This is a genomic window from Pseudoclavibacter sp. CFCC 11306 (genome assembly GCF_008831235.1).
Lineage (GTDB): Bacteria > Actinomycetota > Actinomycetes > Actinomycetales > Microbacteriaceae > Pseudoclavibacter_A.
Genome location: NZ_WBKF01000003.1, coordinates 38,364 through 64,989, shown reverse-complemented (window position 1 = coordinate 64,989; position 26,626 = coordinate 38,364). Strand labels below are relative to the sequence as shown.

Genomic DNA, 26,626 nt, shown 5'->3' with positions numbered 1-26,626 from the left:
TCGCGTGCAAGGTCGGCCGAGACGCAGGCTGGGGTCGTGTGCAACGAGTTGTTGTGTGAGCAGGTCGAACGCGGCAAACAGATCGAACGCGGCGAGCGGGCCACGAGCGTCATGACGGTCGACCGGCTGCGCAGCAAGCGCTTTCCGGTCGTGCGCTTTCAGCTCGGCTATGCGCAGGATGCCGTAGACGACTTTCTCGACGACGTGGCGGCCCGCCTGCCCCGCGGCTGAGACACCACCGGTCTGAGTCAGTCGCGCACCTCGCCGTCGAGGTAGACCCAGCGGCCGTCGTCGCGCACGAACCGGGACCGCTCGTGCTGAACACCGCGCTCGCCGTCAGTCATGTATGTGGCGCGAAACTCCACAATTCCCTCGGCGTCGTCGGGCCCACCGGCGACTGTGTCGACGATCTGCAGCCCCCTCCATCGAACCTCGGGATCGAATCGAAGCTCAGCAGGCCTCGTGCGCGGGTGCCAGGAGGCGAGCAGCCAGGCGGCATCCTCATGACGGAACGCCTCGAAACGTGACCGCATCAGCGCCTCGGCGGTCTCGGGCCACGCCTCGGGCGCGCTGGTCGACGATGAGGGCGCTGAATCGGCGGACGGATCGGTCGATGCGGAATGATCATTGGTCACAGGGTGAGTCTACGATCGCGCCGCGCCCACATATGCCCAGGCCGTACAGTCTCGCGTCGTAGACTCGCCACGTGCAAGATCTCGACATCTTTCTGAAGACCAAGCGGCCTGGTGACAATCTTCCGGGCGAAGCGGCGAGTCTGCGCTGGCTGGCCGAAGCCGAGCCCGACGGGGGAGTGCACATCGCCCGAGTCTTCCGCGTCGACGAGAACGAGCTCGCCATCGAGCGGGTGCACGAGACCATGCCGACTGCGGCATCCGCGCGAGCGTTCGGACGCGCCCTCGCGCACACGCATGCCGCTGGGGCTCCGTGGTGGGGGTGCCCGCCGGACGACTGGGTGGGACCGTCGTGGGTCGGCCACTCCCACACCCCGCTCGTACTCGACGAGACGCAGGCGGCCCTGAACTGGGGCACGTTCTATGCCGACAGCCGCATTGAGGTGTTCGCCGAGCGTCTCAGCGACCGCGGAGACATCGACGCTGCCCAGCGTGCCGTGTTCGATCGACTCTGCGACCGGCTGCGTGCCGGGGAGTTCGACGTCGTTCAGCCTGCGCTCGTGCGCGAAGCAGGCCACACCGTCGCCCGCAATCACGGAGACCTCTGGGGCGGCAACGTGATGTACGACGGCGGGCCGACCGGGGTGACGCTGATCGATCCGTATGCGCAGGGCGGGCACGCCGAGACCGATCTCGCGTCGCTCGCGGTCTTCGGTCTGCCCCTTCGTGCGGATGTCGTGGCCGCCTACGATGAGGTCTCACCGTTGGCAGACGGGTGGCGTGAAAGAGTCGGTCTGCACGAACTGGCCATGATCATCATGCATGCGTACAAATACGCGGGCGGATATATCGAAGCGGCTGTGAACCTGGCCCGACGCTACTGCTGAGTTCGGGGTGCGGACTCTGTTCGCGGGTTCTGCGCTTTCGTGGCTGGGCTCATGTATTTGTCCTGCCGAGTGTGCAGTACCTGTCGAATGCTCGGCGAGTGTGTAGAAGGTGTGGCCGTGCGCGGCTGATAGCCACAGAATCTGCGCATTCGAAGCTCGGACTGCATGCGACGGCTGGTGAGTGCGTAGAACCCGTCGACTTCGTTGCGCGAGTGAGTAGAACCTGTCGGCCTCCTTGTACGGGTGCGTAGAACCGACCGATCTCCAGCGCGAGTGAGTAGAACCTGTCGGCCTTCTGGCGTGAGTGTGCAGAATGTGTGGCCATGCGCGGCTGATAGTCGCTGGTTCTGTGCTTTCGCGGTTGGGGATGCCGGAGAGAGCTCGTGAGTGTAGAGAATCTGCTGCACTGATCGTCTAGTGCGTAGAACATGTCGACTTCCTCGTGCGAGTGCGTAGAACCCGTCGACTTCGTTACACGGGTACGCCCTGTCTGTTGTCTGTTGTCTGTTGTCGGCTGACTGCTGACTGCGCAGCGAGCGTCTGAACCGGAGCTCGAATGAAGCGCAGCAACTAGGCTGTGTGCATGCTCATCTTCATCTCAGTGGTTTTGCTCGTCAACGCCTTCTTCAATGTGATCGTCTGGCCGCAGTTTCTGCGCCGTGTGTCGCAGGATAAGCGCGCTCGCGACGAGAACGGCAAGGCCACGAGCTTTCTGCGAGTGCACCAGATTCTCATCGCGATCGCCTTGATGCTCGCCGCAGTGAGTGCAGTCGCCGGGGTCATCGGTCTGGTGAGCGCTGCGACCGCTGCCTAAGGTGCGACAGCTGTGGAAAAGCGAAAGAAGAAGAGGCCTGCGAACAAGCGAGTCTCTGTCGCCGCACCGCAGAACGAACCGTCGTCTGCGCACGCAGAACCTGTCAGAGGAGTTCGCGCCGACTCGCAGCATCCGCTGAGCGCGTGGCAGTTCACCGGCACGCTGCGCACGTATCAGCGCGACATTCTGCAGCGCATCGAGGTGGGCAGCCACGAAAGCCTGCACATTGTCGCACCACCGGGTTCGGGCAAGACGCTTGTCGGGCTCTTGCTCGCCATGCGCGATGGTCGGCGTTCCGTCGTGTTCGCGCCGACAGTGACCATCCGTCAGCAGTGGGGGCGAACGGCGAGCGGTCTGGCGACCGGCGCCACAGACCAGGCGGCGTCGCCCGAGCCTGCGGTCTCCGAAGACCCGCAGCACCTCGGCGACCTCACCGCCTTGACCTATCAGATGGTCAGCACCGTCGCCGGCTCCAACCCGTTCGACGACGTCGCAGCTGAGATGTGGGTGACAGAGCTCGTCAAAGGCGGGCGCACCGAGCACGATGCCCGCGCCTGGCTCTCCGCACTTGAGCAGAGCAACCCTCAGGCATGGCGTGCAGGAGTGCGCCGCCGCGCAGCTCGGGCCCGCAAGGCCGAGATCGCAGACGACCCCGCCACGATTGAACGCGCACTGCACCCGAACGCGGTCGCGCTGATCGACCGGCTCGTCGCACATGGTGTGCGCACGATCATCCTTGACGAATGCCACCACCTGCTCGACCACTGGGCGCTGGTCATCCGCTGCCTCGTCGCGCGCATCCGAGCCACCGGCGACACTCCGCTGCTCATCGGACTCACTGCGACGCTGCCTTCGAGCGAAGACCCGCACTACGCGAACTACGCACGGCTGCTCGGCGACGTCGACTACGAAGTGCCGACTCCGGCGGTGATCCGAGAGGGCAACCTCGCACCGTCTCGCGACATCGTGTGGTTCACCGAGCCGACCTCCGACGAGCAGCGCTTTCTGCGGCGTCACGACGACGAGCTGCAGCAGCTGATCGCCGACACCCTCGGCACGGCCGACGGGCACGACTGGCTGATCTCGGTGCTGCAACCGCCCGTGGCCACCTCTGAGTCGTCTGCTTCTGTGCCGCCTGCTGCCGGGTCGCCCGATTCCGAGGATGCCCCCGGCGCGTCCCTCCCAGCCTCCCGACCGCCCGCCGTTGAGAGCCAGGCGGCCAGAGATGCCGCCCTCGCACGGGCGTTCGACACCGACTTCGACCTCGCCCATGCGGCCGCCGTCATGCTCGCCGACCTCGATCCGAGGCATCCGCTGGTCGGTCGCCTGCCCGCTGGATCGACTGCCGCCCCGACCGCCGAAGACCGTTTCACCGTACTCGCGAGATACGCGCTGCAGCGGCTGCTGATCGATCCCGAGCGTGAAGGCGACTGGCGGCGGATGCGACGCGTGCTCTCCGACTTCGGCTGGCGGCTGACCGATCGCGGGCTGCGCCGCGGGCGAGATACCGTCGAGCAGGTGCTGGCCATGTCTGCGGCCAAAGATCAGGCGGCCGTCGACATCCTGCACGAGGAGCTGCACCGCGACGGCGAGCTCGTGCGTGCCGTGGTGGTCACTGACTTCGCGACGCACGGGAACTCTCGTTCGCAGCGGCGTGCCTCGGGCGTCTCAGACGTCTCGGGCGGAGCGCACCAGCGCGGTGCCGCAGGAGGGGAAGCAGAAGGGTCAACGGGTTCGGCCCAGAGCGGCGCGCTGCGCGCCTTCGAGACCATCGCGGCAGATCCGGTCATCGCCGAGCTGCACCCGGTGCTGGTCACCGGCCAGCACCTGCGCGCGAGGGCTGATCAGGCCGAGGCGCTCGCGGACGCCCTGTCTCAGCTGTGCGGAGTAGCCTGCACGGCGCGCGGCGGGGCAGAGGCCGAGCGCATGACCAGCACGAACACGGCCAGTGAGACCACCGTGACGTCACAGGCGGGTGTGGCTGACACATCCGTCGTCGACATCGTCACCGACGCCGGCGCGGCCACCATCATCGCGGGCCTCAACCGCCTGGTCACCGAGGGGCGTGTGCGTGTGCTCGTAGGCACCCGCGGCCTGCTCGGCGAAGGCTGGGACTGCCCCGCGATGAACACGCTCATCGATCTCACAGCGACTGCGACCTCGGCGGCGACGCAGCAGCTGCGCGGGCGAACGCTGCGGCTCGACCCGGCGTGGCCGGGTAAGGTCGCCCACAACTGGACGGTCACGTGTCTGCTGCCGGCACGGTCGAAGCTCGACGGCAGCTCTGAGCTCAGCCGGCTGAACCGCAAACACGAACACCTCTGGGGCGTCGATCTCGAGAGCGAACGCGAGATCGTCACTGGTCTCGCCCATGCGCTCACGATGGAGCAGGTCGCACGGCTCAGCGTGCGGCTCGGACAGGGCGGCGAAACTGGCGGCATACCCTCAGGCGGTGTCAGACCAGAGGCGGCGGCGAAGCTCACCGAGCGCAGCCTTGCGGCCCTCGAACCGCGGCCCACGACTTGGAGACGCTGGGGCGTCGGCGAACCCTACGCCGACCAAGAGGGTCAGGCCGCCGTTCTCGGCGACGGGCGCTCCGTTGCGAATCTGCACGTGCCGACGCTGCTCGGCCTCACCGCAGTGCTCTGGGCCGTTGCCGCGCTGTTCGCCGTGCTCATAGGGCGAACGTTCTTCGGCTTCGGCCTGTCAGCGGGCAGCCTCATCGCTGCGCTCGTGTACCTCGTGGTCTGCGTCTGCGTGCTCTGGCGCCCCACGCTCGAGGCGGCCCGGCGCATTCGCTACCGGGCCCGTCCCGAGCAGGTCTACGTCGGCGCCCTGCAGTCGATAGCCGACACCTTCGCCGACGAGGGCACCACCGAGCGCATCGGCCGTGCCAACCTGACGGTGGCGGCCACACGCGACGAGAAGAGGCGGCCCCTCTCGTGGACGCTCGGCGTCAACGGCGGCTCCGAGGCCGACCGTCGTCTCATCATGGATGCCGTCGGCGAGATGTTCGGCCCGGTCGAACGCCCGCGATTCCTGCTGCGCATCGATCGTGGGCCGGTCACCTTGGCCAGCGTTCTGACGGATGGCCCGCTCGCCCTGCTCGATCGCCTGCTGCCCGCCTCGACGCTGCTTGCGGTGCCGAAGGAGATCGGTCGGCGTGCAGAGACCGCGAAGCGCTTCGCAGATCGGTGGAGTCGCACCGTCGGGCCCTGCGAGCTGATCGAGGCGCGTGGCATCGAGGCTGCACCTCTGATGACCGAGGCGCGTCGAGGGCAGCGTCCGTCGCCGCAGCGACGTCGGGTGTGGAGCTGAACCTCCGCTGCCTCGGCGAGCAGTCTGAGCAGAGTTCTCTAGCGTGCGGTCTTGCGCCGCGGGCCGGGCATCGTCTGCCGCACTGCGAGCCAGGCAGCGACGGCGCCGACGGCGGCGAACGCCGCGAAGAAGAGGGTCAGCGAGCGTGCGCTGCCGGGAATCGTCGGCCCGCCGAGATTCACCAGCAGGCCGGCCAGCGCCGAACCGACCGTGTTCGCCAGCAGCTGCACCGTGTTCACTCCGGCCGAGGCCTTCTGCGATTCCACGGGGTCGTCCGTGCTGCGCAGCGCTGCGGCGGCCGTGTGCCCGAACGACGACCCGATGCCCACGCCCGCGACGAACAGCGCGGCGAACCATAGCGCGACCGTGCCGAGCCCGGCATCCGCCGGCTGCACTAGGGCGTAACCGGCCAGGCCGACCGCAAGCAGCATCGGGCCGCCGACGCGCAGGGTCGCAACCCTGCCGTCAGACACGGCGCCTGAGGTGAGGATGCCGCCGAACGTCCAGCCCCACGAGATCATCGCGCCCAGAAAGCCGGCGACGAACGGCGACATCCCGGCGAGCTCCTGGCCGAAGAGCGGAACGAACGCCTCGACCGTCGAGGCGGCAGACAGAGCGGCGATCACGATGTAGATCCACCGCAGCGGCGAACCGCCCCGGTAGACGCTGTGCGGCAGCAGGGTGCGTGATCCGCTGCGTTCGACCAGCACGAACGCGACTGCCAGCGCTGCGGCGACGCCGAGCAGGGCGAGCACCTGCCGCTGCCCGGTGAAGACGACGGTCAGCGAAAGCGCCGCCGTGACTCCGGTGAGCAGCGTGAGCGAGACGATCGGCATGCGTTCGAGCTGTTCCGCGGATGCCGTGCGCGGCAGGGTGCGCAGCGCCAGGCCGGCTGCGACGAGCGCTCCGATCGCCAGCGGAGCGAACGCCCCGCGCCAGATGCCGAACTCGGCGAAGAGACCGCCGAGCATGGGGCCGACGAAGTTGCCGACGCCCCACATGGCCGAGAGTAGGGCGATAGCGCGCGTCCAGAGTCGGGGAGCGAGGGCCACGCGCATGACCGCATAGGCCAGACCGGTCAGCAGGCCGCCGGCGCAGCCCTGCACGAACCGGCCCGCCAGGAACATCGGCATGTTCGGTGCGATCATGCTGAGCACCAGGCCGGTGGCGAAGCCGAGGAACGCGACGAGGTACGCGCGGCGGGCGCCCCAGCCGGCCAGGGCACGACCGACGAAGAGCGAGGCGACCACCGAGGGCAGCAGAAACGCGGTCGACACCCACGCATAGAGCTCTTGGCCGCCGATGTCGGCGACGGCGCTCGGCAGCAGACTCGCGGTCAGATAGACGTTGGTGCCGTAGAGCGCGATTCCGCTGGCGAGCACGATGACGGCTGCTCGGCTCGGGGCGGCGAAGAGATCGCGCCAGGACGCTGCAGTCTTCGGGGTGGTGGATGCGGTGGGTTCGGTAGACATACAGGGCACAGAATACCGGGTGCAGGTGGCTGAAGGTTCGACGCCGTCAGAATGGCGTTCGCCATGTTCACGCGTGTGAACTAAGATAGATTGGCTCCTCGTTTCGTCTCGATGGAGCCCCGGCGGTTGCCGACCGCCGTCTGTTCCGTGCCCGACCTGGCACACACACATTTTGAGGATGAACCTGATGGCCCTAGTTTCACGCGAGGATCTTCGCAACGTCGCAATCGTGGCACACGTCGACCACGGCAAGACCACGCTGGTCGATGCGATGCTCCGCCAGACGAACTCGTTCGATTCGCATGCCGAGGTCGAAGACCGCGTCATGGACTCGAACGACCTCGAGCGTGAGAAGGGCATCACCATTCTCGCGAAGAACACCACGATCTTCTACAACGGCCCGGCAAGTGACGGCAAAGACATCACGATCAACGTGATCGACACCCCCGGTCACGCCGACTTCGGCGGCGAGGTCGAGCGCGGCCTGAGCATGGTCGACGGCGTCGTGCTTCTGGTGGATGCCTCTGAGGGGCCGCTGCCGCAGACGCGTTTCGTGCTGCGCAAAGCGCTGGCCGCCCGTCTGCCGGTCATTCTGGTCGTGAACAAGACCGACCGCCCCGACGCTCGCATCGAAGAGGTCGTCGAAGAGAGCCAGGATCTGCTGCTGAGCCTTGCGGGCGATCTCGAAGACGAGGTGCCCGACCTCGACGAGGATGCACTGCTCGACGTCCCGGTCATCTACGCGTCAGGTCGTGCCGGCCGTGCCAGCTGGAACCGGCCCACCGACGGAGAGCTGCCCGACAGCGACAACCTGGAGCCGCTGTTCGAAGCCATCATGAAGCACGTTCCGGCTCCGAAGTACGATGACGAGGCCCCGCTGCAGGCTCACGTCACCAACCTCGACGCCTCGCCGTTCCTCGGCCGTCTTGCCCTGCTGCGCATCTTCAGCGGCACGCTCACGAAGGGCCAGCAGGCGGCGCTGATCCGCAGCGATGGCTCGCAAGAGAACGTGAAGATCACCGAGCTGCTCAAGACGAAGGCCCTGACCCGTGTGCCAGGTGAGAGCGCCGGCCCGGGCGAGATCGTCGCAATCGCCGGCATCCCCGACATCACCATCGGCGAGACGGTGACCGATCCCGAGGATCCCCGCCCGCTGCCTCCGATCATCGTCGACGACCCCGCGATCTCGATGACGATCGGCATCAACACCTCGCCGCTGGCCGGCCGCGTCAAGGGCGCCAAAGTCACCGCACGTCTGGTCAAGGAGCGCCTGGAGCGCGAGCTCATCGGCAACGTCTCGATCAAGGTGCTGCCGACCGATCGCCCGGACACCTGGGAGGTGCAGGGCCGTGGAGAGCTGGCCCTGGCAATCCTCATCGAAGAGATGCGTCGTGAGGGCTACGAGCTCACCGCAGGCAAGCCGCAGGTGGTCACCAAAGAGATCGACGGCAAGACCTACGAGCCGACCGAGCAGCTGACCGTCGACGTGCCTGAGGAGTTCCTCGGTGCGGTCACGCAGCTGCTGGCCGCACGCAAGGGCCGCATGGAGAGCATGACGAATCACGGCAGCGGCTGGGTGCGCATGGAGTTCATCGTGCCGTCGCGTGGTCTGATCGGCTTCCGCACGCAGTTCCTGACTGACACCAAGGGCACCGGCATCGCGAACACGCTGGCCGCAGAGTACGAGCCCTGGGCCGGCCCGATCTCGACCCGTGTGAACGGATCGATCATCGCCGACCGCGCCGGTGTGGTGACCCCCTTCGCGATCACCAACCTGCAGGAGCGCATGTCGTTCTTCGTCAAGCCCACCGAAGAGGTCTATGAGGGCATGGTCATCGGCGAGAACTCGCGCGCCGAAGACATGGACGTCAACATCACCAAAGAGAAGAAGCTCACGAACATGCGTTCGGCGACCGCTGACACTTTCGAGTCGATGACGCCGAGCCGTGAGCTCACGCTTGAGGAGTGCCTTGAGTTCGCCCGCGAAGACGAGTGCGTCGAGGTGACTCCCGAGGCAATTCGCATCCGCAAGGTCTCACTTGACGCGAACGAGCGCGCCAAAGAGGCTTCGCGTCGTCGCAACGCCTCGAAGTAGGTCGCGCGGCGTCTACGCGGCGTAGCACTCGTTTTTCGGAGTGCCCGCGCCGCGGAGCGACATTCGTCTCAAGAGCGGGTGGTCAGTGGCAGCAATGCCCACTGACCACCCGCTCTTTCTGTGTGCCTTGTGCCTTGTACCGCAGCAGATCACACCGCCGGAACTCAAACCAGCTCGACACGTCACCTCGACACGGTTGCCGGTAGTCACGGTTTGGCTTGCGCGGTCTGGGTCTGGTTGCCAGAGGTCACGATTTCGCTGGCATGTTCACGGTTTGGCTGGTGCGATCACGGTTTTGTCAGAATGCGTGTGATCTTAGCGGAAGTGTGCACGGGCTGGCGGAGCGGTGCTGTAGCAGCGGGTAGAAGGCGGACTGCAGAGTGCAGACGGCAGACGGCAGAAGGCAGAGGGCAGAGGGCAGAAGGCACAAAGCAGACAGCAAAAAGCCCTGACCCCAGTGTGAGCTGGAGGCCAGGGCTTCAGAACGCCGACGGTCAGATGCCGGGATAGTTGCGCTCGACGTTGCCCATGTAGAGCTGATGCGGGCGACCGATCTTCGTGGTCGGGTCATCGTTCTGCTCGCGCCACTGCGCGATCCAGCCGGGCAGACGCCCGATGGCGAACAGCACGGTGAAGAACTTCGTGGGGAAGCCCATCGCTTTGTAAATGACGCCGGTGTAGAAGTCGATGTTCGGGTACAGACGACGTGACTGGAAGTAGTCGTCTTTGAGCGCGATCTCTTCGAGTTCGGTGGCGATCTCGAGCAGCGGGTCGTGGACGCCCAGCTCGTTGAGCACTGACTCTGCCGAGGCCTTGACGATCTTGGCGCGCGGGTCGTAGTTCTTGTAGACACGGTGGCCGAAGCCCATCAGGCGGATGCCCGACTCTTTGTTCTTGACCTTCTCGACGAAGTCGCCGACGCTCATGCCCGACTCGCGGATCTGCTCCAGCATGGTGAGCACGGCCTCGTTCGCTCCGCCGTGCAAGGGCCCGAACAGGGCGTTGATGCCTGACGACACGCTGGCGAAGATGTTCGCCTGCGTCGAGCCGACGAGGCGAACGGTCGAGGTCGACGCGTTCTGCTCATGGTCGGCGTGCAGAATGAGCAGACGTTCGAGGGCACGGCTCACAACCGGGTTGACCTCGTACTCCTCAGTGGGCATGCCGAAGGTCAGACGCAGAAAGTTGTCGACGTAGCCGAGCTTGTTGTCGGGGTACATCAGCGGCTGACCCAGGCTGCGCTTGAGTGCATAGGCGGCGAGTACCGGCATCTTCGCGAGCAGACGCACCGACGAGACCTTGACTTGGTAGGCATCCTGCGTGTCGAGCGAATCCTGATAGAAGGTCGACAGGGCGCTTACCGCGCTGGCGAGCACCGACATCGGGTGTGCTTCTTTGGGAAAGACGTCGAAGTAGCGTTTGAAGTCTTCGTTCAGCATGTTGTGATGCATCACTCGGTACTCGAAGTCGGTCAGCTCCTCGGGCGTGGGCAGCTCTCCGTGGATCAGCAGCCAGGCGACCTCGAGAAAGCTAGAGTGCTCGGCAAGCTGCTCGATGGGATACCCGCGATAGCGCAGGATGCCTTCGTCACCGTCGATGAATGTGATGTTCGACTTGGTCGAGGCGGTGTTCACGAAACCTGGATCGAACGACGTCAGCCCCGTGTTCTTGGTGAGCTTTGTGAAGTCGATCGCATCGTGTCCCGCCGTCGTCTCAAGGATGGGGAACTCGGTCTCACCGTTCGGATGAATCAGCTTCACAGTTTTGTTGCGGTCGCTCACTGCTGTCTCCCTTTACTGATGTGTGACGGCGTCACGGCGTTGTAGCACGGTCAAACGCAATCCTACGAGGTGCGGGTCGGTTCATGAAATCGAGCCCGGGATTCGCCGGTAGGTGTCGGAGAACCTCGCCAAAGACTGTCAGCCCAGCACAAGGCTCTCTGTATGAGAGGCACAAAGTGTGCGTGATATGAGCAGCGCAAAGAGTTCATGCGACGGCGCACCGTGACGATCGCGTCTCGTGTGTTCGCTGCGTTCGCGGCGGTCAGCCGTCGATGTGATCGAGAGGCATCAGGCGGATGTGCCGGTGCCGCCCGCAGGTCAGAGCGACAGGCGAGCTGCGGCGGTCTCGATCGCGGCATCGGTCGCCGTGAGTGCGAGACGCACATACCGCTCGCCGGCCGAACCGTAGAAGTGCCCGGGGCCGCCGATGACACCCAGCTCAGCGAGTGCGCGCATGGTGTCCCAGCCGTCCTCGCCACGAGTGCCCCACAGGTAGAGGCCCGCAGTGCTGTCAGAGATCTGCAGGCCCCAGGTGCGTGCCGCGGGCAGCAGCAGTTCGCGACGCCGACGGTAGACAGCCTTCTGAACCTGGACGTGTTCGTCGTCGTCCAGCGCTGCGGTCATCGCGGCCTGGATCGGACGTGGCAGCGAGAGCCCGAACTGCTTGCGCAGGTTGACCAGCGACTGCACGAGCTTCGGGTCACCGGCGACGATGCCGGTACGGTAGCCCGCCATGTTGGACTGCTTGCTGAGGGAGTACATCGACAGCACGTTGTGCAGGTCGCCGTCGGTGACGGCGTCTTCCAGGATGCAGGGCACGTGCGCATCCCACGGGGCCTCCCAGCCCAGCTCGGCATAGCATTCGTCCTGCACGATGATCGCGTCGAGCTCGCGGGCCCGCGCGACGGCTCGACGCAGCAGCTGCACGTCGTTCACGCGGCCGTCTGGGTTGCCGGGGGAGTTCAGCCAGATCAGACGAGTGCCAGCCGGCCATTCGTCGGGATCGTCGCTGCTCACCAGCCGTGCGCCTGTCGCATCCGCGCCGACCGCATAGGTGGGGTAGTGCACGACGGGCTGCACCACGACGTCATCTGGCCCCAGCCCGAGCCAGAGCGCGAGCTGTGCGATGAACTCTTTCGAGCCGATCGTGGGCATGACCGCGTCGGTGTCGAGCTCCACCCCTCGGCGGCGGCCGTACCAGCCCGCGATGGCCTCCCGAAGGGCCGGCGAACCCGCGGCGGTGCCGTAGCCCGGCGTGTCGGCGTGATCGGCCAGTGCGCGCTGCACAAGGTCGGGAACCGGGTCGACAGGCGACCCGATCGAGAGATCGACGGGCCCGTCAGGATGCTGTGCGGCGCGTTCGCGAATCGGCTTCAGCTGTTCCCAAGGGTAGGTCGGAGTCTGCGCGACGAGATTGCGTGGCATGCGTCAGTGGCCCTCACCCTGCGGCGGCAGATCGCGAACGGCGGGATGATCGTAGCCGGTCGGGCCGACCTTGGCGGCACCGCCGGGCGAACCGAGCTCTTGGAAGAAGTCGACGTTGATGCGGTAGTAGTCAGACCATTCTTCGGGCAGGTCGTCTTCGTAGTAGATCGCCTCGACCGGGCAGACCGGTTCGCAGGCACCGCAGTCGACGCATTCGTCTGGGTGGATGTACAGGGTGCGATCGCCCTCGTAGATGCAGTCGACCGGGCACTCCTCGATGCAGGCGCGGTCTTTGACATCGACACAGGGCAGTGCGATGACATAGGTCACAGAATCAGCCTCCGAAAGTCTTCCCGCAAGTGTACCGCCAGGCGCTGCCGCCAGACGATGAGGATGTCCTCACCAGCTGCAGCGAGCTGATGCCGACGGCCTGGTCGCTCTCGGCCTCAGTTCGAATGGCTGCCGCTGCGGTGAGGCAGCGGAGCCACCGCGAGAACCGCGACGGCCAGCATGCCGCCGTAGAGCCAGATATAGCCGTTGACGCCGAGGCCGCTGATGATCACACCCTGCGTCGGTGGCGAGGCGGCGAACACGAACATGGTCACCCAGACGCCGACGGCATACCAGGCCGCCGACCATCGGCCTGCGAGCTCGAGTCGCAGCGCCAGAGCGACGCCGAGCAGCGCGACCAGCGAGAAGACGAGACCGTAGGGAATCGTCGGCGAGGCAGAACCTGTCGGACGCCAGACGGCGTTGTGACTGAAAGTGGTGATGAACGTGACCAGCACGCCGAGCAGAATGAGCAGAATCGGCGTGAGCACCGAGTGCACGATGCGTCGTCTGCCGGTCGTGACGGCCCCGGTCGGCGGGCTGTAATAGACCTCTGATCGGCCGCTTCTGATCGGCTCCCAGCCGTTGACCAGATCGCGCTGAGCGTCTGGCGACGCCGCGTAGGCGCGCCCGCCGATCTCGGTGAAGTACTCGAAGCCGGGAACTGGGCCGCCGGTGCCGTTCGAAAGAGCGTAGTAATCGCCTTCGACGATCAGCTGGGTGCGGTAGCACTGCATGGCCCGACGAATCTGATCGTGGAAGGGCCGCACATCGACACTGGTGTCGATCTGCCGGTCGGGCACCGTCACCTGACGGCTGTGGGGCAGTGGCTCGAATCTGCTGTTGGCCCGAGTGCGTGCGGCGTCGCGCCGCACTGCGCTGCGCGGACGCTGCACCGCGAAGAGCGTCGACGGATGCCATGCCTCGTCGTCGAGATGGGCGGCGTCGAAGGCGCGCTGGGTCGCTCGATGCACCATGACATGGTCGGGGTGTCCGTAGCCGCCGATGGCGTTGTACGTGACGATCGCATGCGGCCGCACCTGTTGGATGACCGCCTGGATGTCTTCGGCGACCTGATCGAGCGGGGCGTTTGCCAAGGCGTTCTCGGGGGAGTCATCGGCAGGCTCGGCGACCCCGCCAGGCCCCCACTGCATGCCCGAGTCGCTGTAGCGATGCAGCGCGACGTCGGCGGGCTTGGCGTGCAGACCGCCGAGCCATCGATGGTCAGTGACCCCAAGCTGTCGCACCGCCTGGCTGAGTTCGGCCTCGCGTGCCGCTGAGAACTCGGGCTGATCGTGTTCGAGGTACTTCAGCGACTCGGGAATCACCTCGCCGAGCTCGCCGCGCGTCGCGGTGAGTACGGTGACCTGAGCGCCCTGGGCGGCATATGTGGCGATCGTGCCACCGCTCCAGAGCGTCTCGTCGTCGGGATGCGCGTGCACAAAGAGCACGCGTTTGGCGGAATTCTCCATGCCGACCATTGTGGCACCAGCCGCCGACACACGGGCAGCGGCTCGCTGCCCACCGCGGGGAAACCGCCGCCGAAGGCCGGCTCTGCCGCGGAATCCGAACGCTGCGTCGTTCGTCGGGGGCGCAGTCTCGCCGTTCGACCGCAGAGGCGATCTACCTGCGTGAACGGCTGAGCGAGGGCCGCCAACAGGCGTCGACAATCGCACAGGACCCGGTTGCGTGAGACAGACAAAAAAGTACGGCTTCCCGGAGCCAGAAATTCGGATTCCCGAATAGTGATCAACCCCGTGTGTACGGTCACTCCCGGTGCTAGTGTCAGGCGAGTCCACACTTCATCTGATGATTGGAACGGTGTGTTTCTCGGCACGTTTTTGATCGGCCTGCGCGAGGGCCTCGAAGCCACGCTGATCGTCGGCATCATCGCTGCGTTCCTGCGCAAGAACGGCAAGCCGCTCAGGCCCCTGATCGTCGGCGTCACCGCTGCGGTGCTGCTCAGCATCGCCGTCGGCGTGCTGCTGCAGACCCTCTCCATGAATCTGCCTCAGGCCCAGCAGGAGGCCCTCGAGACCGTCATCGGGGCCATCGCCGTGGTCTTCGTCACGACGATGATTCTGTGGATGAACCACCACGCCAAAAGCATGAAGCGCGACCTCGAGCACGACGCCTCGAGCGCGCTGAACGCGGGCGGCGCATACGCGCTTGCCGGAATGGCGTTTCTCGCCGTGGTCAAAGAGGGGTTCGAGACCGCTGTCTTTCTGCTTGCCGCCATTCAGGCCTCGCAGTCGAGCGAGGCCCTCGCGCTCATCGGAGCGGCTGCAGGCATTCTCGTGGCCGTCGCGATCGGATTCGCGATCTACGTCGGCGGGCTGCGTCTGAACCTGCGCAAGTTCTTTCGCATCACCGGCATCTTCCTCGTCTTCATCGCCGCAGGTCTGGTGCTGAACGTCTTCCGCACCGCACACGAGGCAGGCTGGATCGTCATCGGGCAGCAGCAGATCGGCGACTTCTCGGCCTGGATGCCGAAGACCTCGGTACTGGGCGCGGTCATCACCGGCATGTTCGGCATTCCGACCGATCCTCGTCTGATCGAGGTGCTCGCCTGGCTGGCCTACCTGCTGCCGGTACTGGTTATTTACTTCTGGCCCGACTCGCACACCGTGCCGCTGCACCGTCGGCTGCGGCTGAAGATGTGGCTGGCCGGTGGCGCCGTGGTGCTGGCGGCGGCGCTGTTCGCCCTGGTGCCTCGCGTGCACACGGATGCGATGGGAGACACGCTGCAGGCCCAGCGCCCTGGTACGGCACCGGGGGCGACCATCTCGGTTCGACTGACCGAGGTAAGCGCCGATCAGATCACTTTGGCCGTCGACGGGCAGGACGACGTGACACTGCACCATGTCTCTGACGGCGTCGTCGGAGGCGTGGAGCAGAGTCAGTGGGAGACCACGGTGTCGTCGCCGACGCCGAGCGATCTGCCGACGAACCCCACGGTCGCCGATCTGCAGCGACGCAACGGCGGTCGGCTGCCGTCTGGCCTGAACTTCGAGCGCACACCCGGGCCTTTCGAGGCGCAATGGAGCCAGCGACAGACTTACAGCGCCCGCACGAGCGGCAGCACGCTGATCAACGCCGCGCAGAGCACCACGCTGAACGCGGTGCTGGCCGGCGGCGGCATCAGCGGAACCAAGACGGTCAGCGTCAGCGGCGGTCTGGGCGCAGGCTGGGTCGTCCCCGACGACGAGGTCGCTGCGGTGACTGATCGCCTCGTCGACGCACAGCAGCAGGCGGCCGAGCGTGCTCTGTGGTGGGGATGGCTTCCCGGCGTGCTGCTGAGCGTCGCCGCCGGTCTGCTGCTCTCGGGCGCGCTCGATCATCGTCGGGCCAAAGATCAGATCGCGGAAGACGCAGAGGCCGGAGTTCATCCTGCGCGGCAGGCCGGTGCTGAGGGTGACCACGCACCGGTCGAGACCGGCGCCGCTGCGAAGTGACGGTTTTCTCTGCGCTCCGTGCAGAGAATCAGAGAGCGGAGAGATCCGCGACAGTTGGAGGGAACACACAGATGAAGAAGCATCACACTCGGGTGCTCGTCGCCGGCGGCGTCGCCGTGCTGGCCGGAATCAGCCTGGCAGGGTGCTCGTCAAACGGCGGCGATGCGGCACAGTCGTCCGGCGGCGCCGCACAGGTCAATGTCACGCTCGCCAGTGACAACGGCAAAGACACCTGCAAGCTCGACACCACCGAGGCCGCTGCCGGCCCCGTGACCTTCACGGTCAAGAACGAGAGCGCGCCGGCGATCAGCGAAGTCGAGCTGCTGTTCAACCAGAAAATCATCGGCGAGAAAGAGAACCTCGCCCCAGGCCTCGACCCGGTGAGCTTCACCTCGACGCTCGACGGCGGCAAATACCGCATCTACTGCCCTGGCGCAGACACCGAGTATGTCGATTTCACCGTGACCGGTGAGGCAGCCGCCGCTCCCAGCGGCTCGGCACAGGACGTCCTCAACGCCGGTGTGCCCGCGTACGGCAGCTACATCAAAGATCAGGTCGCCCAGTTGGACTCGACGGTCAAAGCCCTCGATGCGAAGGTGCAGGCCGGTGACGTCGAAGGCGCGAAGACCGCCTACGCCACTGCTCGCCCGTACTACGAGCGTGCTGAATCGGCCGTCGACGGGTTCCTCGTACCCGGCAACGAGAACCCCGAAGACAACGCTCAGAACCTCGACTACCTGATCGACATGCGCGAGTCGAACCTCGACGACGCAGCTGGCTGGCACGGCTTCCACGCCATCGAGCGCGACCTCTGGCAGGGCGGTGCGATCACTGCCGAGACCAAGACCCTCTCGACCGAGCTGGTCAAGAACGTCGACATTCTGAACACGCAGGTCATCCCGACCTTCACCGAAGGCCTGAAGCCCGAGGATCTCGCCAACGGCGCAGCCGACCTGCTCGAAGAGGTCTCGACCACGAAGATCACCGGCGAAGAAGAGGCCTACAGCCACATCGACCTCGTCGACTTCGCAGGCAACGTCGAGGGTGCACAGCAGGCGTACGCTTCGCTGCGCGACGGCCTCGACAAGATCGATCCCGACCTGGTGAAGACCATCGACCAGGAGTTCGAGAACGTGCAGAAGATGCTCGACGGCTACCGCGACCCGTCAGCGCTCGGCGGGTTCAAGACCTACGACGAGCAGCTGAAGGCGAGCGACTCTGAGAAGCTCACCAAGGGCATCCAGCCGCTGCACGACGCGCTGGCCTCGATCGCAGAGAAGGTCGCCACCGCGTAGTCTGCTGCCAGAGGTGCACCAGCACCGCTGAGCACAGCGTCGTCTGAGTCGCTCGAGCACAGATGACGACGGCCATACGGCCGAAAGATATCGAGTACGCGATGACGCGGGGCGCCGGCACTGAGCCGACGCCCCGCTCTCGCGCGGCAGGCAGTACAGCAGCACGCAAGATCGCAGCAGGGGAAGAACGACAGATGTCAGAGAAACAGTCAGAGAGCCACGAACCCGGCCACGCACCCGACGCAGGCGCTGAGACGCAGGCGACGGGGGCATCCGCCGAAGAGGCGAAGCCACGAGCCGGAGTGAGCCGCCGTGCGCTGCTGACCGGCACCGGACTCGGCGTTGTGGGAGGTGCGCTCGCCGGAGGCGGCATCACCTGGGCCACGACGAACCAGGACGGCAAAGACACCATCGAGCTGCACGATTCGGTGCCGTTCTACGGGCAGGCGCATCCGGCAGGCGTGCAGACGCCGCCGCAGCGCTACCTGATGTTCATGACGTTCAATGTGAAGACGACTTCGAGGCAGCAGCTGCAGACGCTGCTGGCACGGTGGACGGCCGCAGCCGGCCTGCTGCAGAAGGGCGACGCCGTCGGGTCGGTCGAGCCGACCAGCGAGCAGGGCGTGCCCAAAGACACCGGCGAGGCCTACGGTCTGGCCCCGGCGAGCCTCACCGTCACGATCGGGCTCGGCCCGTCGCTGTTCGCACCCGGGCGCTTCGGGCTCGAGAACAAGCGACCCTCTCTGCTCGCCGATCTGCCGGCTCTGCCGAGCGACAACTTCGACCCGGCGCTCACCGGCGGCGACCTCAGCGTGCAGGCATGCGCCGACGACCCGCAGGTCGTGTACCACGCGGTGCGCAACCTCGCGCGCATCGGGCGCGGGCTGGTCGAGACGCACTGGACGCAGATGGGCTTCGGGCGCGCGTCGGCCGGGCCGGGGCAGCAGACGCCGCGCAACCTGATGGGGTTCAAAGACGGCACGCGCAACATCACCACCGACGACGACTACGAGAAGTTCGTCTGGAGTGACGGCGACGGCCAGGACTGGTTCGCCGGAGGCACCTATCAGGTCGTGCGCAAGATTCGTATGAGCATCGAGACTTGGGACGCCGACCGCATCGGCGATCAGCAGACGATCTTCGGGCGCACGAAGGGCGAGGGCGCTCCGCTGACCGGGTCGAAGGAGTTCGACGACCCGGACTTCGCCGCCACCGACGACCACGGGGAGCGCATCATCGATGTGACCTCGCACATTGCGCTGGCGGCGCACGAGAACAACGACGGGGTGAAGGTGCTGCGGCGGTCGTACAACTACACCGACGGGCTGAACCCGCATGCGCAGCTCGACGCCGGCCTCGTGTTCATCACGTACCAGAACGACCCCGAGCACTTCGCACGTCTGCAGCGGCGGCTCGGCGCGTCAGACCTGCTGAACGAGTACATCTCGCACATCGGGTCGGGCATCTTCGCGATTCCGCCCTCGCCGAAAGAGGGGCGCTACATCGGTCAGGAGCTCTTCGAAGGCTGAGTCGCTCGGCGCTGGGGCTGCAGCACCGGCACACCGTTCGCCTGCTCGACGATGCGCTCGAGCTGATCGGGCGGCGTCAGGTTCTCGCCGAGTCGGTTCGGCTTGCCCGCACCGTGGTAGTCGCTCGAACCGGTGACGATGAGGTCATAGGTGCGCGCGACCTGCATGAGGTGTGCGCGGAACTCCGGCGGATTGAGCCGGTGCCAGACCTCAAGACCGCCGAGCCCGGCGTCGGCCATCCGGTGCATGAGGTCGTCGTCGGGCCCGGCGCCGCGCCCGACCGTCGCCGGATGCGCGACCACTGGAACGCCGCCGGCCTCGCGAATCAGCGTGATCGCCTCGACCGGGTCGGGTGCGAAGTACGGCTCGTAGTAGCCGGCGCGCGGATGCAGCATTCGGTCGAAAGCCTGGGTGCGGTCTGCGACGATGCCGCGTTCGACTAGGGCGTCGGCGATGTGCGGGCGACCGATCGCCTTCGCCTCGCCTGACTGTGCGAGCACGTCGGCCCAGGTGACGGGGAAGTCTTTGGCCAGCCGGGCGACGATGCGTTCGGCGCGGTGCTCGCGGGAGTCCCGAATCTCTGCGGTCAGCTCGGTGAGCGCCCGGTTCGTCGGGTCGAACAGGTAGGCGAGCATGTGCATCGAGCCGCTGCGGGTGATCGTCGACAGCTCCATGCCTCGCACGAGGCCGATGCCCGCCTGCTCGGCGGCGCAGGCGGCTTCGTCCCAGCCGTCGGTGTTGTCGTGGTCGGTGAGTCCCAGGCAGTCGAGGCCGGCAGCCGATGCCTCGTCGATCAGCTCGGTCGGCGACTGCGTGCCGTCAGACACCCGTGAATGGGTGTGCAGGTCGATGCGAGTGAATGAGAGGGCCATGTCGTCATCGTACGTGAGCCGCTGCCTCGTATCGCCGACGTGCCTCTGCGGCGTGTGAGATCGCCTGTTGACACCGGTGCGAGAATGAGAGCATGAGCGATTCAGCACAGAAGCCGGGTGAGGCGCGCTCGCGCACCCCGAAGAACGAGCACTTTCGCACCTACATCTCACAGGGCTGGGCAGATCGAGAGGCGCAGGTTCCCGGCACCGACGTCGTGGCCAGGTTCGCCGAGGATCGTCGCGATCGTCTGCATGCGATGCTTCCCGAACACACACTCGTGGTTCCCGCTGGCGACGTCAAAGTGCGCAGCAACGACACCGACTTCCGCTTTCGGCCGCACAGCGCCTTCACCCATCTGACGGGTTGGGGAGCAGGCGCGGTGCCGGGCGCCGTGCTCGTGCTGCCGCCGGTCGACAGCGATGGCGAGCCAGTGCTGCTCTTCCGCAAACCCGCCGGCCGAGACACCGACGAGTTCTATGCCGACCCCGCCATCGGCGAGTTCTGGAACGGGCCGCGGCCCGGTCTCGACGAGATCGCGGCTCGACTGGGCGTCAGCACGGCCGACATCCGCCAACTGCCTTCGGTCTTGGGAGCGCACAGCGGCCCAGTCTCCGTGATCGCCGGTGTCGATGCGAATGCAGACACCGCGGTCGTCGACTTGGGGGAGCGTCACGACGTCGCTGGCGACAGCCTGCTCGAACGTGATGCGAGCGAACTGCGTCTGGTCAAAGACAGCTGGGAGATCGCGCAGATTCGCGAGGCGGTCGCGGCCTCCAAGGCGGGTTTCGACGACATCCTGCGACGGATGCCGGAGATCAGCGGGCACCCGCGAGGCGAACGTGTCGTGGAAGGGACGTTCTGGGCGCGCGCTCGCGAGCTCGGCAACGATGTCGGCTACGACACCATCGCTGCTGCGGGAGATCACGCGTGCTATCTGCACTGGACCGACAACGACGGCGCGGTGCAGGACGGCCAGCTGATTCTGATCGACGCGGGCGTCGAGGTCGACAGCCTGTATACGGCCGACGTCACTCGAACGGTTCCGGTGTCCGGGCGGTTCTCCGCACGACAGCGTGAGGTGTACGAGGCGGTGCGAGAGGCGGCCGATGCGGCGTTCGCGGTGGCTCGTCCCGGTGTGCGTTTTCGCGACGTGCACAATGCTGCGCTCGAAGTGATCGCTCGCAAGACCAGCGAATGGGGGCTGCTGCCGATTCCGCTGGAGCAGACGCTCGACACGGAATGGCAGCTGCATCGCCGATTCATGGTGCACGGCACCAGCCACCATTTGGGGCTCGACGTGCACGACTGCGCCCAGGCCCGTCGTGAGATGTATCAGGATGCTCTGCTCGAGCCCGGCATGGTGTTCACGATCGAACCGGGGCTGTACTTCCAGGCCGACGACCTGACGATTCCCGAGGACTTTCGCGGCATCGGGGTGCGCATCGAAGACGACGTGCTCGTGACCGACGACGGCGTGGAGTCGCTGACCGCCGCTTTCCCGCGCACGGCCGACGAGGTCGAGGAGTGGTGCGCGTCACCCGAGACGTCGGAGTGATCGGCGGAGCGGCGGCCTCTCGCACGTGCGTGCAGACAGGATTCTTCTCGTCTCACTCCTGCGCGGGAGGCACGCGGCTCAGATCTGCGGTGCGCGCGGCGGGGTCGGATCCCCGAGCGACGGCGTGGTACCGAGGATGCGCTGGGCCTGCCCGGCGACCGACGGATCGGTGACCACCGCATACGCGCTCGCCACGACCGCGGTGGTCGACTGGTAGTTCTTGTAGCGGCGGGTCAGCGCATACGTCACGATGCCCGAGATGATGCCGAACCCGGCGCCCAGTGCGAGAGCGGCGAAGAGGTAGTTCATCCCGTTGTTCGGCGTCCAGATCAGCATGATCAGTCCGAGGAACAAGCCGAACCACAACCCGCTGACCAGCCCGCTGAGAGCCGCCTTCGGGTAGCTCAGTCCGGTGGTGATGCGCTCGATGCTGTGCAGGTCGTTGCCCACGACGCTCACCTTCTCGACGGGGAACTCTTTCTCGACCAGCTGGTCGACGGCGGCGACCGCTTCGCGATACGTCTTGTACTCCGCGACGGTCGTGCCAGTCGGAAGCGTCGGAAACATGTGCGGGTTGGTCTGCCCGGCAGAATTTAGTCCATTGCCCATGACCTCATTGTCGCACTCACGCCGGATTGTCGCACTGGGCTGGGTGCACGGCGTACCATTTGCGTGTGACGTCACCCAAGATCTTTGTCTCCCGCATCATCGGCAGCGGGGTGTTCGACCCTGCCGGTGACCGAGTGGGCCGCACACGTGACGTGGTCGTCACCTATCGCACCGTGGGGCCTCCTGTGGTCGTCGGCCTGTTGGTCGAGGTTCCCGGGCGCAGACGAGTCTTCCTGCGAATCGCTCGGGTCACCGGCATCGTCTCCGGGGCCATCATCACCACTGGGCTGATCAACCTGCGCCGCTTCGAGCAGCGCGCCGGTGAGACGCGCATCCTCGCTGAGATCTTCGGCCGAACCGTGCGCCTGCGCGATTCGCAGCAGACCGGACGCATCGAAGACGTCAGCATCGAGAAGCTGAGCACGGGTGAGTGGGTGATCGCCGACGCCTTCATGCGCAAGCCGAAGACGAACGCATCGCCGTTCTCGCGTGGCGAGACCGTGCTCGTGCCTTGGGATGAGACCGAAGAGATCCACCGTGAGGGCGTCGAGCAGGACACCACCCACCTGCTCGCCTCGTTCCAGGAGCTGCAGGCCCCAGACCTGGCGAGCTCGCTGATGGAGCTGCCCGACCGTCGGCGTGAAGAGGTCATCGAGAACCTGTCGAACGAACGTCTCGCCGACGCGCTCGAAGAGCTTGGTCGCAACGACCAGGCCGAACTCGTGCGCACCATCGATGACATTCGTTTCGCCGAGGTGCTCGACCACATGCAGCCTGACGACGCCGCCGACCTCGTCGCCGAGATCGCTCCAGAGCGCAAAGAGAAGCTGCTGCAGCTGATGGAGCCCGAAGAGGCCTCTGACGTGCGTATGCTGCTGCGCTACGCCCCCGACACCGCCGGTGGTCTGATGACCACCGAGCCGGTGATCTGCTCTGCCGACACGACTGTGGCCGAGGGGCTGGCACTGATCCGCCGACATGAGATCGCACCCGCTCTGGCGGCCGCGATCTGGGTCACGCTGCCGCCCTACGAGGCGCCGACGGGTCGCTACATCGGCATGGTGCACTTTCAGCGGATGCTGCGGTATCCTCCGCATGAGCGTCTCGGCACCCTGGTCGACGACGACATCGAGCCGATGTCCCCTGAGACGTCGGCACTTGAGGTCGCGCGAAATCTTGCCGCGTACAATCTGACGTCGATTCCCGTCGTCGACGGCAACCGACGCCTGCTCGGCGTGGTGACTGTTGACGACGTACTGGACAACCTGCTGCCTGAAGACTGGCGGCACCGAGTCGGGGAGGTGAACGATGATGGCGAAACAGCCGAGCAGTGATCACGGACTGCTGAACGCACCACAGGCACGTCGCGTGCGACTGTGGAAGCGCAAGGATCCTGTCGAGTTCGGCAGCGCCGACACCTTCGGCCGGTTCACTGAATCGTTCGCGCGTGCGATGGGCACGCCAGCCTTCCTGCTCGGTATGAGCGTGTTCATCATCCTTTGGATCACTTGGAACACGATCGGCCCCGAAGACCTGCGCTTCGACTCGGCGGCGATGGGGTACATCGCCCTGACGCTGGTGCTGAGTCTGCAGGCCTCGTACTCGGCTCCGCTGCTGCTTCTGGCGCAGAACCGACAGGACGATCGCGACCGTGTGCAGATCGAGCAGGATCGCCAGCGCGCGGAGCGCAACCTGGCCGACACCGAGTATCTGGCTCGTGAGGTGGTTGCGCTGCGTCTTGCCGTCAGCGAGCTCGCCAGCGAGCGGTTCGTGCGTGATGAGCTGCGCGAGCAGCTCGAAGATCTGACTGCCACCATCCAGGAGCTGCGCGGCGAGATGACACCGCGACAGGCGGGCGAGGGCATCGCCTCATCGGCCGCTGAGGCATCCGTCGGTGCTCACCGCGACGGTCACGCAGCGACGGCCGCACCTCTGAACCAGGCGGTCGACGGGCAGGCGCAGGAACAGCGCTGATGCTGCCCGATCAGACGTCGAAGCGCATCGACCCTGCTTTGGAGGCAGCGCTTTCGCGCGTGCACGATCCAGAGCTTCGTCGGCCGCTCGTCGACCTGGGCATGATCGAGCAGGCGACGCTCGTCGACGGTCGCGCTGAAGCGCTGGTGCGGCTCACGATCACGGGTTGCCCGGCCTCGCAGCGCATCGAGCATGACGTCATCGAAGCGCTCGAAAGCGTCGTGGGCGCAGGCAACGCCAAAGTCACCCTCGAAGTCATGAGCGACGAGCAGCGGCGGGCGCTGCTCGCCTCATTGCGGCAGGGGCACCGCGGCAATCCCTTCGGCGAAGGCACCCTCACCCGGGTCATCGCGGTCACCAGCGGCAAGGGAGGCGTCGGCAAGTCGACCATCACCGCCAACCTTGCGGCCGACCTTGCGGCTCGGGGGCTCGACGTCGGGGTGCTCGACGCTGACGTCTACGGATTCTCGATTCCCGGCCAGCTCGGCATAACGACCGGCCCGACCAAGCTCGACGAGCTGATGCTGCCGCCGATCGGCCATGGGGTGAAGGCGATCTCGATCGGCATGTTCGTGGGGGCGGGCAAAGCCGTCTCGTGGCGTGGACCGATGCTGCAGCGCACGCTTCAGCAGTTTCTGACCGACGTGCACTTCGGCGATCTCGACGTGCTGCTGCTCGACCTGCCGCCGGGCACCGGCGACGTCGCGTTGACGGCCGGGCAGCTGCTGCCAAACGCCGAGGTGGTCGTCGTGACCACGCCCCAAGAGGCCGCCTCCGAGGTCGCCGTGCGAGCCGGACTGCTCGCTGGACAGCTGGGACAGAAAGTGGCTGGCGTCGTCGAGAACATGTCGTGGCTGCAGCAGGGCGATGAGCGCATCGAGGTCTTCGGCTCGGGCGGGGGTCGGCGTGCCGCCGACGAGCTCAGTCAAGATCTCGAACGCCCCGTGCCGCTGCTGGGGCAGATTCCGATGAGCATTCCGGTGCGTGCCGGCGCCGACATCGGGCAGCCGGTCGTGCTGACGGCTCCGGAAGACCCGGCGGCTCAGGCTCTGCACGCCCTGGCAACCAGGCTCGTCGAGCGACCTCGCGGCCTGCAGGGTCGGCAGCTGCCGCTCAGCGTCGGATGACGAGGGCGTGATTCTGTGCGCACGGGACAGGGCATCTCTTCTGGCACGACGAATGGCCAGTGCGCAGTGTGATCAGCATGCACGCCGACCACTGAATTGCGTGATCAGGTCGCGTCGTTGTCGAACGGTGCCGGTCGCTGATTGCGCTCGCGTTCGGCTCGCTCGCTCGCGACGAGCGCGGTGGCTGTGAGTGCGGTGGATGCGATGGCCTCGGTCGCCGCTCCGGCTGCGCCTGCGGCGGTTCTGATGGGCGGATCATCCTGCAGGGCCTCGGCGATGATGCGACGTGGATCGTACTGGCGTGGGTCGAGCTTCTTCCAGTCAAGGTCGTCGATGGCGCCGTCGGTCTCGTCTTTGACACGCTGCTTGGAACTCTCGAGAAACTCTTTGACCTTGCGCGTGCCACGACCGAGCATCTCTGCGTAGCGAGGCAGATTCGCCGGGCCGAGAATGAGCGCAGCAACCACCGCTACCAAGAGGATTTTCTCGAAACTCATTCCCACAGGTATTACAGTAGCCGAGTTGTTCCTATGCTTGCAGCAGGAGGTTGCCATGACATCAGCGGCGAACATCGCCAGGTACACGGCCGAATACCAGACCGAGCCTGAGACGATCGAACGCGCCCGAGCTGCGGCGCTCGAGTGGAATGTCGAGGCGGTCTCACCGATCGTCGGCGCACAGCTTGCACTGCTCAGCGGTGCTGTAGACGCCCGCAACATCGTCGAAGTGGGCACTGGAACAGGTGTCAGCGGTCTGTGGCTGCTGAAGGGCGCGCCAGAGGCTACGCTGACCACGATTGAGTCAGAGGTCGACTACCAGCAGTCGGCCAAACGCTCGTTCGCTCAGGCAGCCCTGCCAGGGTCGCATGTGCGCGCCATTCTGGGGCGTGCATCAGGAGTGCTGGAACGACTTGCCGACCGTTCGTACGATCTGGTGTTCATCGACGCCGACATCGCTTCGGCGCCCGCCTATGTCGCACACGGACTGCGGCTGGCACGACCGGGTGGGCTCATCGTCCTGGCCCACGCACTGGCTCATGGCCGAGTGGCCGATCCAGCGGCCCGGGATGCCGAGACGACTGGGCTGCGAGATCTCATCGAAGAGATCGGCAAGCGAGACCAGATTCGATCATCGCTGCTCCCGCTGGATGACGGCCTGCTGACTGTGGTGGCCCCAGCAAGCTAGAGGCCCCAGCAACTCAGAGACCCGAGCGAGCTAGAAACCCGGTCAAAACCGGTTCAGGCGACCACGTCGGCCAGAACGGAGTGCAGCTCTTTGGCCTCGTCTGGTGTGACGGAGACGACCAGTCGTCCGCCGCCTTCAAGTGGCACGCGTACCACGATGACCTTGCCCTCTCGGACGGCCTCCATCGGTCCGTCACCAGTGCGCGGTTTCATCGCTGCCATGGCATATACCTCTTTCTGAGCGATACGAGCGTGCTGCTTTGCACCACTC

Annotated in this window: 23 protein-coding genes; 13 read left to right on the top strand and 10 right to left on the bottom strand. The window is 66.0% G+C overall.

The features are described from left to right. Window positions 1-36 precede the first annotated feature (36 nt). Window positions 37-231 (top strand): DivIVA domain-containing protein, encoded by a 195-nt coding sequence (locus tag F8O09_RS09160; protein ID WP_158055076.1) that lies wholly within the window; start codon window positions 37-39, stop codon window positions 229-231. 17 nt (window positions 232-248) lie between these two features. Here the strand turns inward: F8O09_RS09160 and F8O09_RS09155 are convergent, their stop codons facing one another. Next, a complete protein-coding gene (locus tag F8O09_RS09155) occupies window positions 249-635 on the bottom strand; it encodes a YchJ family protein (protein WP_225732974.1) in 387 nt (128 codons plus the stop codon). 71 nt (window positions 636-706) lie between these two features. On the opposite strand from F8O09_RS09155, the gene F8O09_RS09150 reads away from it, so the two are divergent. From F8O09_RS09150 to F8O09_RS09140, 3 genes are all read left to right on the top strand, one after another. Further along, window positions 707-1,519: a fructosamine kinase family protein gene (locus tag F8O09_RS09150; RefSeq protein WP_225732973.1), complete on the top strand. Its 813-nt coding sequence runs from the start codon at window positions 707-709 to the stop codon at window positions 1,517-1,519. 583 nt (window positions 1,520-2,102) lie between these two features. Then, window positions 2,103-2,333: an SCO4848 family membrane protein gene (locus F8O09_RS09145; RefSeq protein WP_158055075.1), complete on the top strand. Its 231-nt coding sequence runs from the start codon at window positions 2,103-2,105 to the stop codon at window positions 2,331-2,333. Window positions 2,334-2,345: 12 nt separating this feature from the next. Beyond that, the gene (locus F8O09_RS09140; protein ID WP_158055074.1) at window positions 2,346-5,651 is read left to right on the top strand and encodes a DEAD/DEAH box helicase family protein; all 3,306 of its coding nucleotides are present in this window, start codon (window positions 2,346-2,348) and stop codon (window positions 5,649-5,651) included. Window positions 5,652-5,689: 38 nt separating this feature from the next. On the opposite strand, the gene F8O09_RS09135 is transcribed toward F8O09_RS09140, so the two are convergent. Continuing rightward, window positions 5,690-7,123: an MFS transporter gene (locus F8O09_RS09135; protein WP_158055073.1), complete on the bottom strand. Its 1,434-nt coding sequence runs from the start codon at window positions 7,121-7,123 to the stop codon at window positions 5,690-5,692. Window positions 7,124-7,310: 187 nt separating this feature from the next. On the opposite strand from F8O09_RS09135, the gene typA reads away from it, so the two are divergent. Further along, the gene (typA, locus tag F8O09_RS09130; RefSeq protein ID WP_158031915.1) at window positions 7,311-9,218 is read left to right on the top strand and encodes a translational GTPase TypA; all 1,908 of its coding nucleotides are present in this window, start codon (window positions 7,311-7,313) and stop codon (window positions 9,216-9,218) included. Between the two features lie 494 nt (window positions 9,219-9,712). Here typA and F8O09_RS09125 read toward each other — a convergent pair whose 3' ends face one another. From F8O09_RS09125 to F8O09_RS09110, 4 genes are all read right to left on the bottom strand, one after another. Then, on the bottom strand, window positions 9,713-10,999 hold the full coding sequence (locus F8O09_RS09125) for a citrate synthase (protein ID WP_192496819.1): 1,287 nt from the start codon (window positions 10,997-10,999) through the stop codon (window positions 9,713-9,715). 318 nt (window positions 11,000-11,317) lie between these two features. Further along, window positions 11,318-12,424, bottom strand: coding sequence for a succinyldiaminopimelate transaminase (dapC, locus tag F8O09_RS09120; RefSeq protein ID WP_158055072.1), 1,107 nt, complete (start codon window positions 12,422-12,424; stop codon window positions 11,318-11,320). A 3-nt stretch (window positions 12,425-12,427) separates the two neighbouring features. Next, window positions 12,428-12,754, bottom strand: a complete 327-nt coding sequence (fdxA, locus tag F8O09_RS09115; RefSeq protein ID WP_158031912.1) for a ferredoxin — start codon at window positions 12,752-12,754, stop codon at window positions 12,428-12,430. A 116-nt stretch (window positions 12,755-12,870) separates the two neighbouring features. Beyond that, on the bottom strand, window positions 12,871-14,226 hold the full coding sequence (locus F8O09_RS09110; protein ID WP_192497641.1) for a PIG-L family deacetylase: 1,356 nt from the start codon (window positions 14,224-14,226) through the stop codon (window positions 12,871-12,873). Between the two features lie 351 nt (window positions 14,227-14,577). Here F8O09_RS09110 and efeU point away from each other — a divergent pair, with 351 nt between their 5' ends. The 3 genes from efeU (at window position 14,578) to efeB (ending at window position 19,033) form a co-directional block, all read left to right on the top strand. Further along, window positions 14,578-16,209 carry an iron uptake transporter permease EfeU gene (gene efeU / locus F8O09_RS09105; RefSeq protein WP_192497640.1) on the top strand — a complete coding sequence of 544 codons (1,632 nt, stop codon included), beginning with the start codon at window positions 14,578-14,580 and terminating at the stop codon, window positions 16,207-16,209. 71 nt (window positions 16,210-16,280) lie between these two features. Continuing rightward, window positions 16,281-17,504 (top strand): iron uptake system protein EfeO, encoded by a 1,224-nt coding sequence (gene efeO, locus F8O09_RS09100; protein WP_158031909.1) that lies wholly within the window; start codon window positions 16,281-16,283, stop codon window positions 17,502-17,504. A 194-nt stretch (window positions 17,505-17,698) separates the two neighbouring features. Continuing rightward, window positions 17,699-19,033 carry an iron uptake transporter deferrochelatase/peroxidase subunit gene (efeB, locus tag F8O09_RS09095; RefSeq protein WP_158055069.1) on the top strand — a complete coding sequence of 445 codons (1,335 nt, stop codon included), beginning with the start codon at window positions 17,699-17,701 and terminating at the stop codon, window positions 19,031-19,033. Here the strand turns inward: efeB and F8O09_RS09090 are convergent. Beyond that, entirely contained in the window at window positions 19,012-19,905 is an 894-nt protein-coding gene (locus F8O09_RS09090) for a PHP domain-containing protein (protein ID WP_158055068.1), read from the bottom strand. The genes efeB and F8O09_RS09090 overlap by 22 nt on opposite strands. Window positions 19,906-19,997: 92 nt before the next feature. Here F8O09_RS09090 and F8O09_RS09085 point away from each other — a divergent pair, with 92 nt between their 5' ends. After that, complete coding sequence (locus F8O09_RS09085) at window positions 19,998-21,461, top strand: aminopeptidase P family protein (RefSeq protein WP_158055067.1); 1,464 nt, start codon at window positions 19,998-20,000, stop codon at window positions 21,459-21,461. 78 nt (window positions 21,462-21,539) lie between these two features. On the opposite strand, the gene F8O09_RS09080 is transcribed toward F8O09_RS09085, so the two are convergent. Beyond that, window positions 21,540-22,070, bottom strand: coding sequence for a general stress protein (locus tag F8O09_RS09080; protein ID WP_192497639.1), 531 nt, complete (start codon window positions 22,068-22,070; stop codon window positions 21,540-21,542). 65 nt (window positions 22,071-22,135) lie between these two features. Between F8O09_RS09080 and F8O09_RS09075 the strand changes: the two genes are divergently transcribed. The 3 genes from F8O09_RS09075 to F8O09_RS09065 are packed head-to-tail and all read left to right on the top strand — an operon-like array spanning window position 22,136 to window position 25,171. Beyond that, a complete protein-coding gene (locus F8O09_RS09075; RefSeq protein ID WP_158031904.1) occupies window positions 22,136-23,404 on the top strand; it encodes a magnesium transporter MgtE N-terminal domain-containing protein in 1,269 nt (422 codons plus the stop codon). Then, window positions 23,382-24,044 carry a DUF1003 domain-containing protein gene (locus F8O09_RS09070; protein ID WP_158055065.1) on the top strand — a complete coding sequence of 221 codons (663 nt, stop codon included), beginning with the start codon at window positions 23,382-23,384 and terminating at the stop codon, window positions 24,042-24,044. The genes F8O09_RS09075 and F8O09_RS09070 overlap by 23 nt, the downstream gene beginning before the upstream one ends. Next, window positions 24,044-25,171, top strand: a complete 1,128-nt coding sequence (locus tag F8O09_RS09065) for an Mrp/NBP35 family ATP-binding protein (protein ID WP_158055064.1) — start codon at window positions 24,044-24,046, stop codon at window positions 25,169-25,171. The genes F8O09_RS09070 and F8O09_RS09065 overlap by 1 nt, the downstream gene beginning before the upstream one ends. Window positions 25,172-25,275: 104 nt before the next feature. On the opposite strand, the gene F8O09_RS09060 is transcribed toward F8O09_RS09065, so the two are convergent. Further along, window positions 25,276-25,668: a twin-arginine translocase TatA/TatE family subunit gene (locus F8O09_RS09060; RefSeq protein ID WP_225732972.1), complete on the bottom strand. Its 393-nt coding sequence runs from the start codon at window positions 25,666-25,668 to the stop codon at window positions 25,276-25,278. A 55-nt stretch (window positions 25,669-25,723) separates the two neighbouring features. Here F8O09_RS09060 and F8O09_RS09055 point away from each other — a divergent pair, with 55 nt between their 5' ends. Continuing rightward, window positions 25,724-26,356 carry an O-methyltransferase gene (locus tag F8O09_RS09055; protein WP_158031901.1) on the top strand — a complete coding sequence of 211 codons (633 nt, stop codon included), beginning with the start codon at window positions 25,724-25,726 and terminating at the stop codon, window positions 26,354-26,356. A 53-nt stretch (window positions 26,357-26,409) separates the two neighbouring features. Here the strand turns inward: F8O09_RS09055 and F8O09_RS09050 are convergent, their stop codons facing one another. Continuing rightward, window positions 26,410-26,577: a DUF3117 domain-containing protein gene (locus F8O09_RS09050; RefSeq protein ID WP_158031900.1), complete on the bottom strand. Its 168-nt coding sequence runs from the start codon at window positions 26,575-26,577 to the stop codon at window positions 26,410-26,412. Between the last annotated feature and the right edge of the window lie 49 nt (window positions 26,578-26,626).

Coding starts and splice junctions, on each gene's coding strand:
- F8O09_RS09145 (WP_158055075.1), top strand. CDS start 2,103: ATGCTCATCTTCATCTCAGTGGTTTTGCTCGTCAACGCCTTCTTCAAT.
- F8O09_RS09135 (WP_158055073.1), bottom strand. CDS start 7,123: ATGTCTACCGAACCCACCGCATCCACCACCCCGAAGACTGCAGCGTCC.
- typA (WP_158031915.1), top strand. CDS start 7,311: ATGGCCCTAGTTTCACGCGAGGATCTTCGCAACGTCGCAATCGTGGCA.
- dapC (WP_158055072.1), bottom strand. CDS start 12,424: ATGCCACGCAATCTCGTCGCGCAGACTCCGACCTACCCTTGGGAACAG.
- F8O09_RS09110 (WP_192497641.1), bottom strand. CDS start 14,226: ATGGAGAATTCCGCCAAACGCGTGCTCTTTGTGCACGCGCATCCCGAC.
- efeO (WP_158031909.1), top strand. CDS start 16,281: ATGAAGAAGCATCACACTCGGGTGCTCGTCGCCGGCGGCGTCGCCGTG.
- efeB (WP_158055069.1), top strand. CDS start 17,699: ATGTCAGAGAAACAGTCAGAGAGCCACGAACCCGGCCACGCACCCGAC.
- F8O09_RS09090 (WP_158055068.1), bottom strand. CDS start 19,905: ATGGCCCTCTCATTCACTCGCATCGACCTGCACACCCATTCACGGGTG.
- F8O09_RS09085 (WP_158055067.1), top strand. CDS start 19,998: ATGAGCGATTCAGCACAGAAGCCGGGTGAGGCGCGCTCGCGCACCCCG.
- F8O09_RS09080 (WP_192497639.1), bottom strand. CDS start 22,070: ATGGGCAATGGACTAAATTCTGCCGGGCAGACCAACCCGCACATGTTT.
- F8O09_RS09070 (WP_158055065.1), top strand. CDS start 23,382: ATGGCGAAACAGCCGAGCAGTGATCACGGACTGCTGAACGCACCACAG.
- F8O09_RS09065 (WP_158055064.1), top strand. CDS start 24,044: ATGCTGCCCGATCAGACGTCGAAGCGCATCGACCCTGCTTTGGAGGCA.
- F8O09_RS09060 (WP_225732972.1), bottom strand. CDS start 25,668: ATGAGTTTCGAGAAAATCCTCTTGGTAGCGGTGGTTGCTGCGCTCATT.
- F8O09_RS09055 (WP_158031901.1), top strand. CDS start 25,724: ATGACATCAGCGGCGAACATCGCCAGGTACACGGCCGAATACCAGACC.
- F8O09_RS09050 (WP_158031900.1), bottom strand. CDS start 26,577: ATGGCAGCGATGAAACCGCGCACTGGTGACGGACCGATGGAGGCCGTC.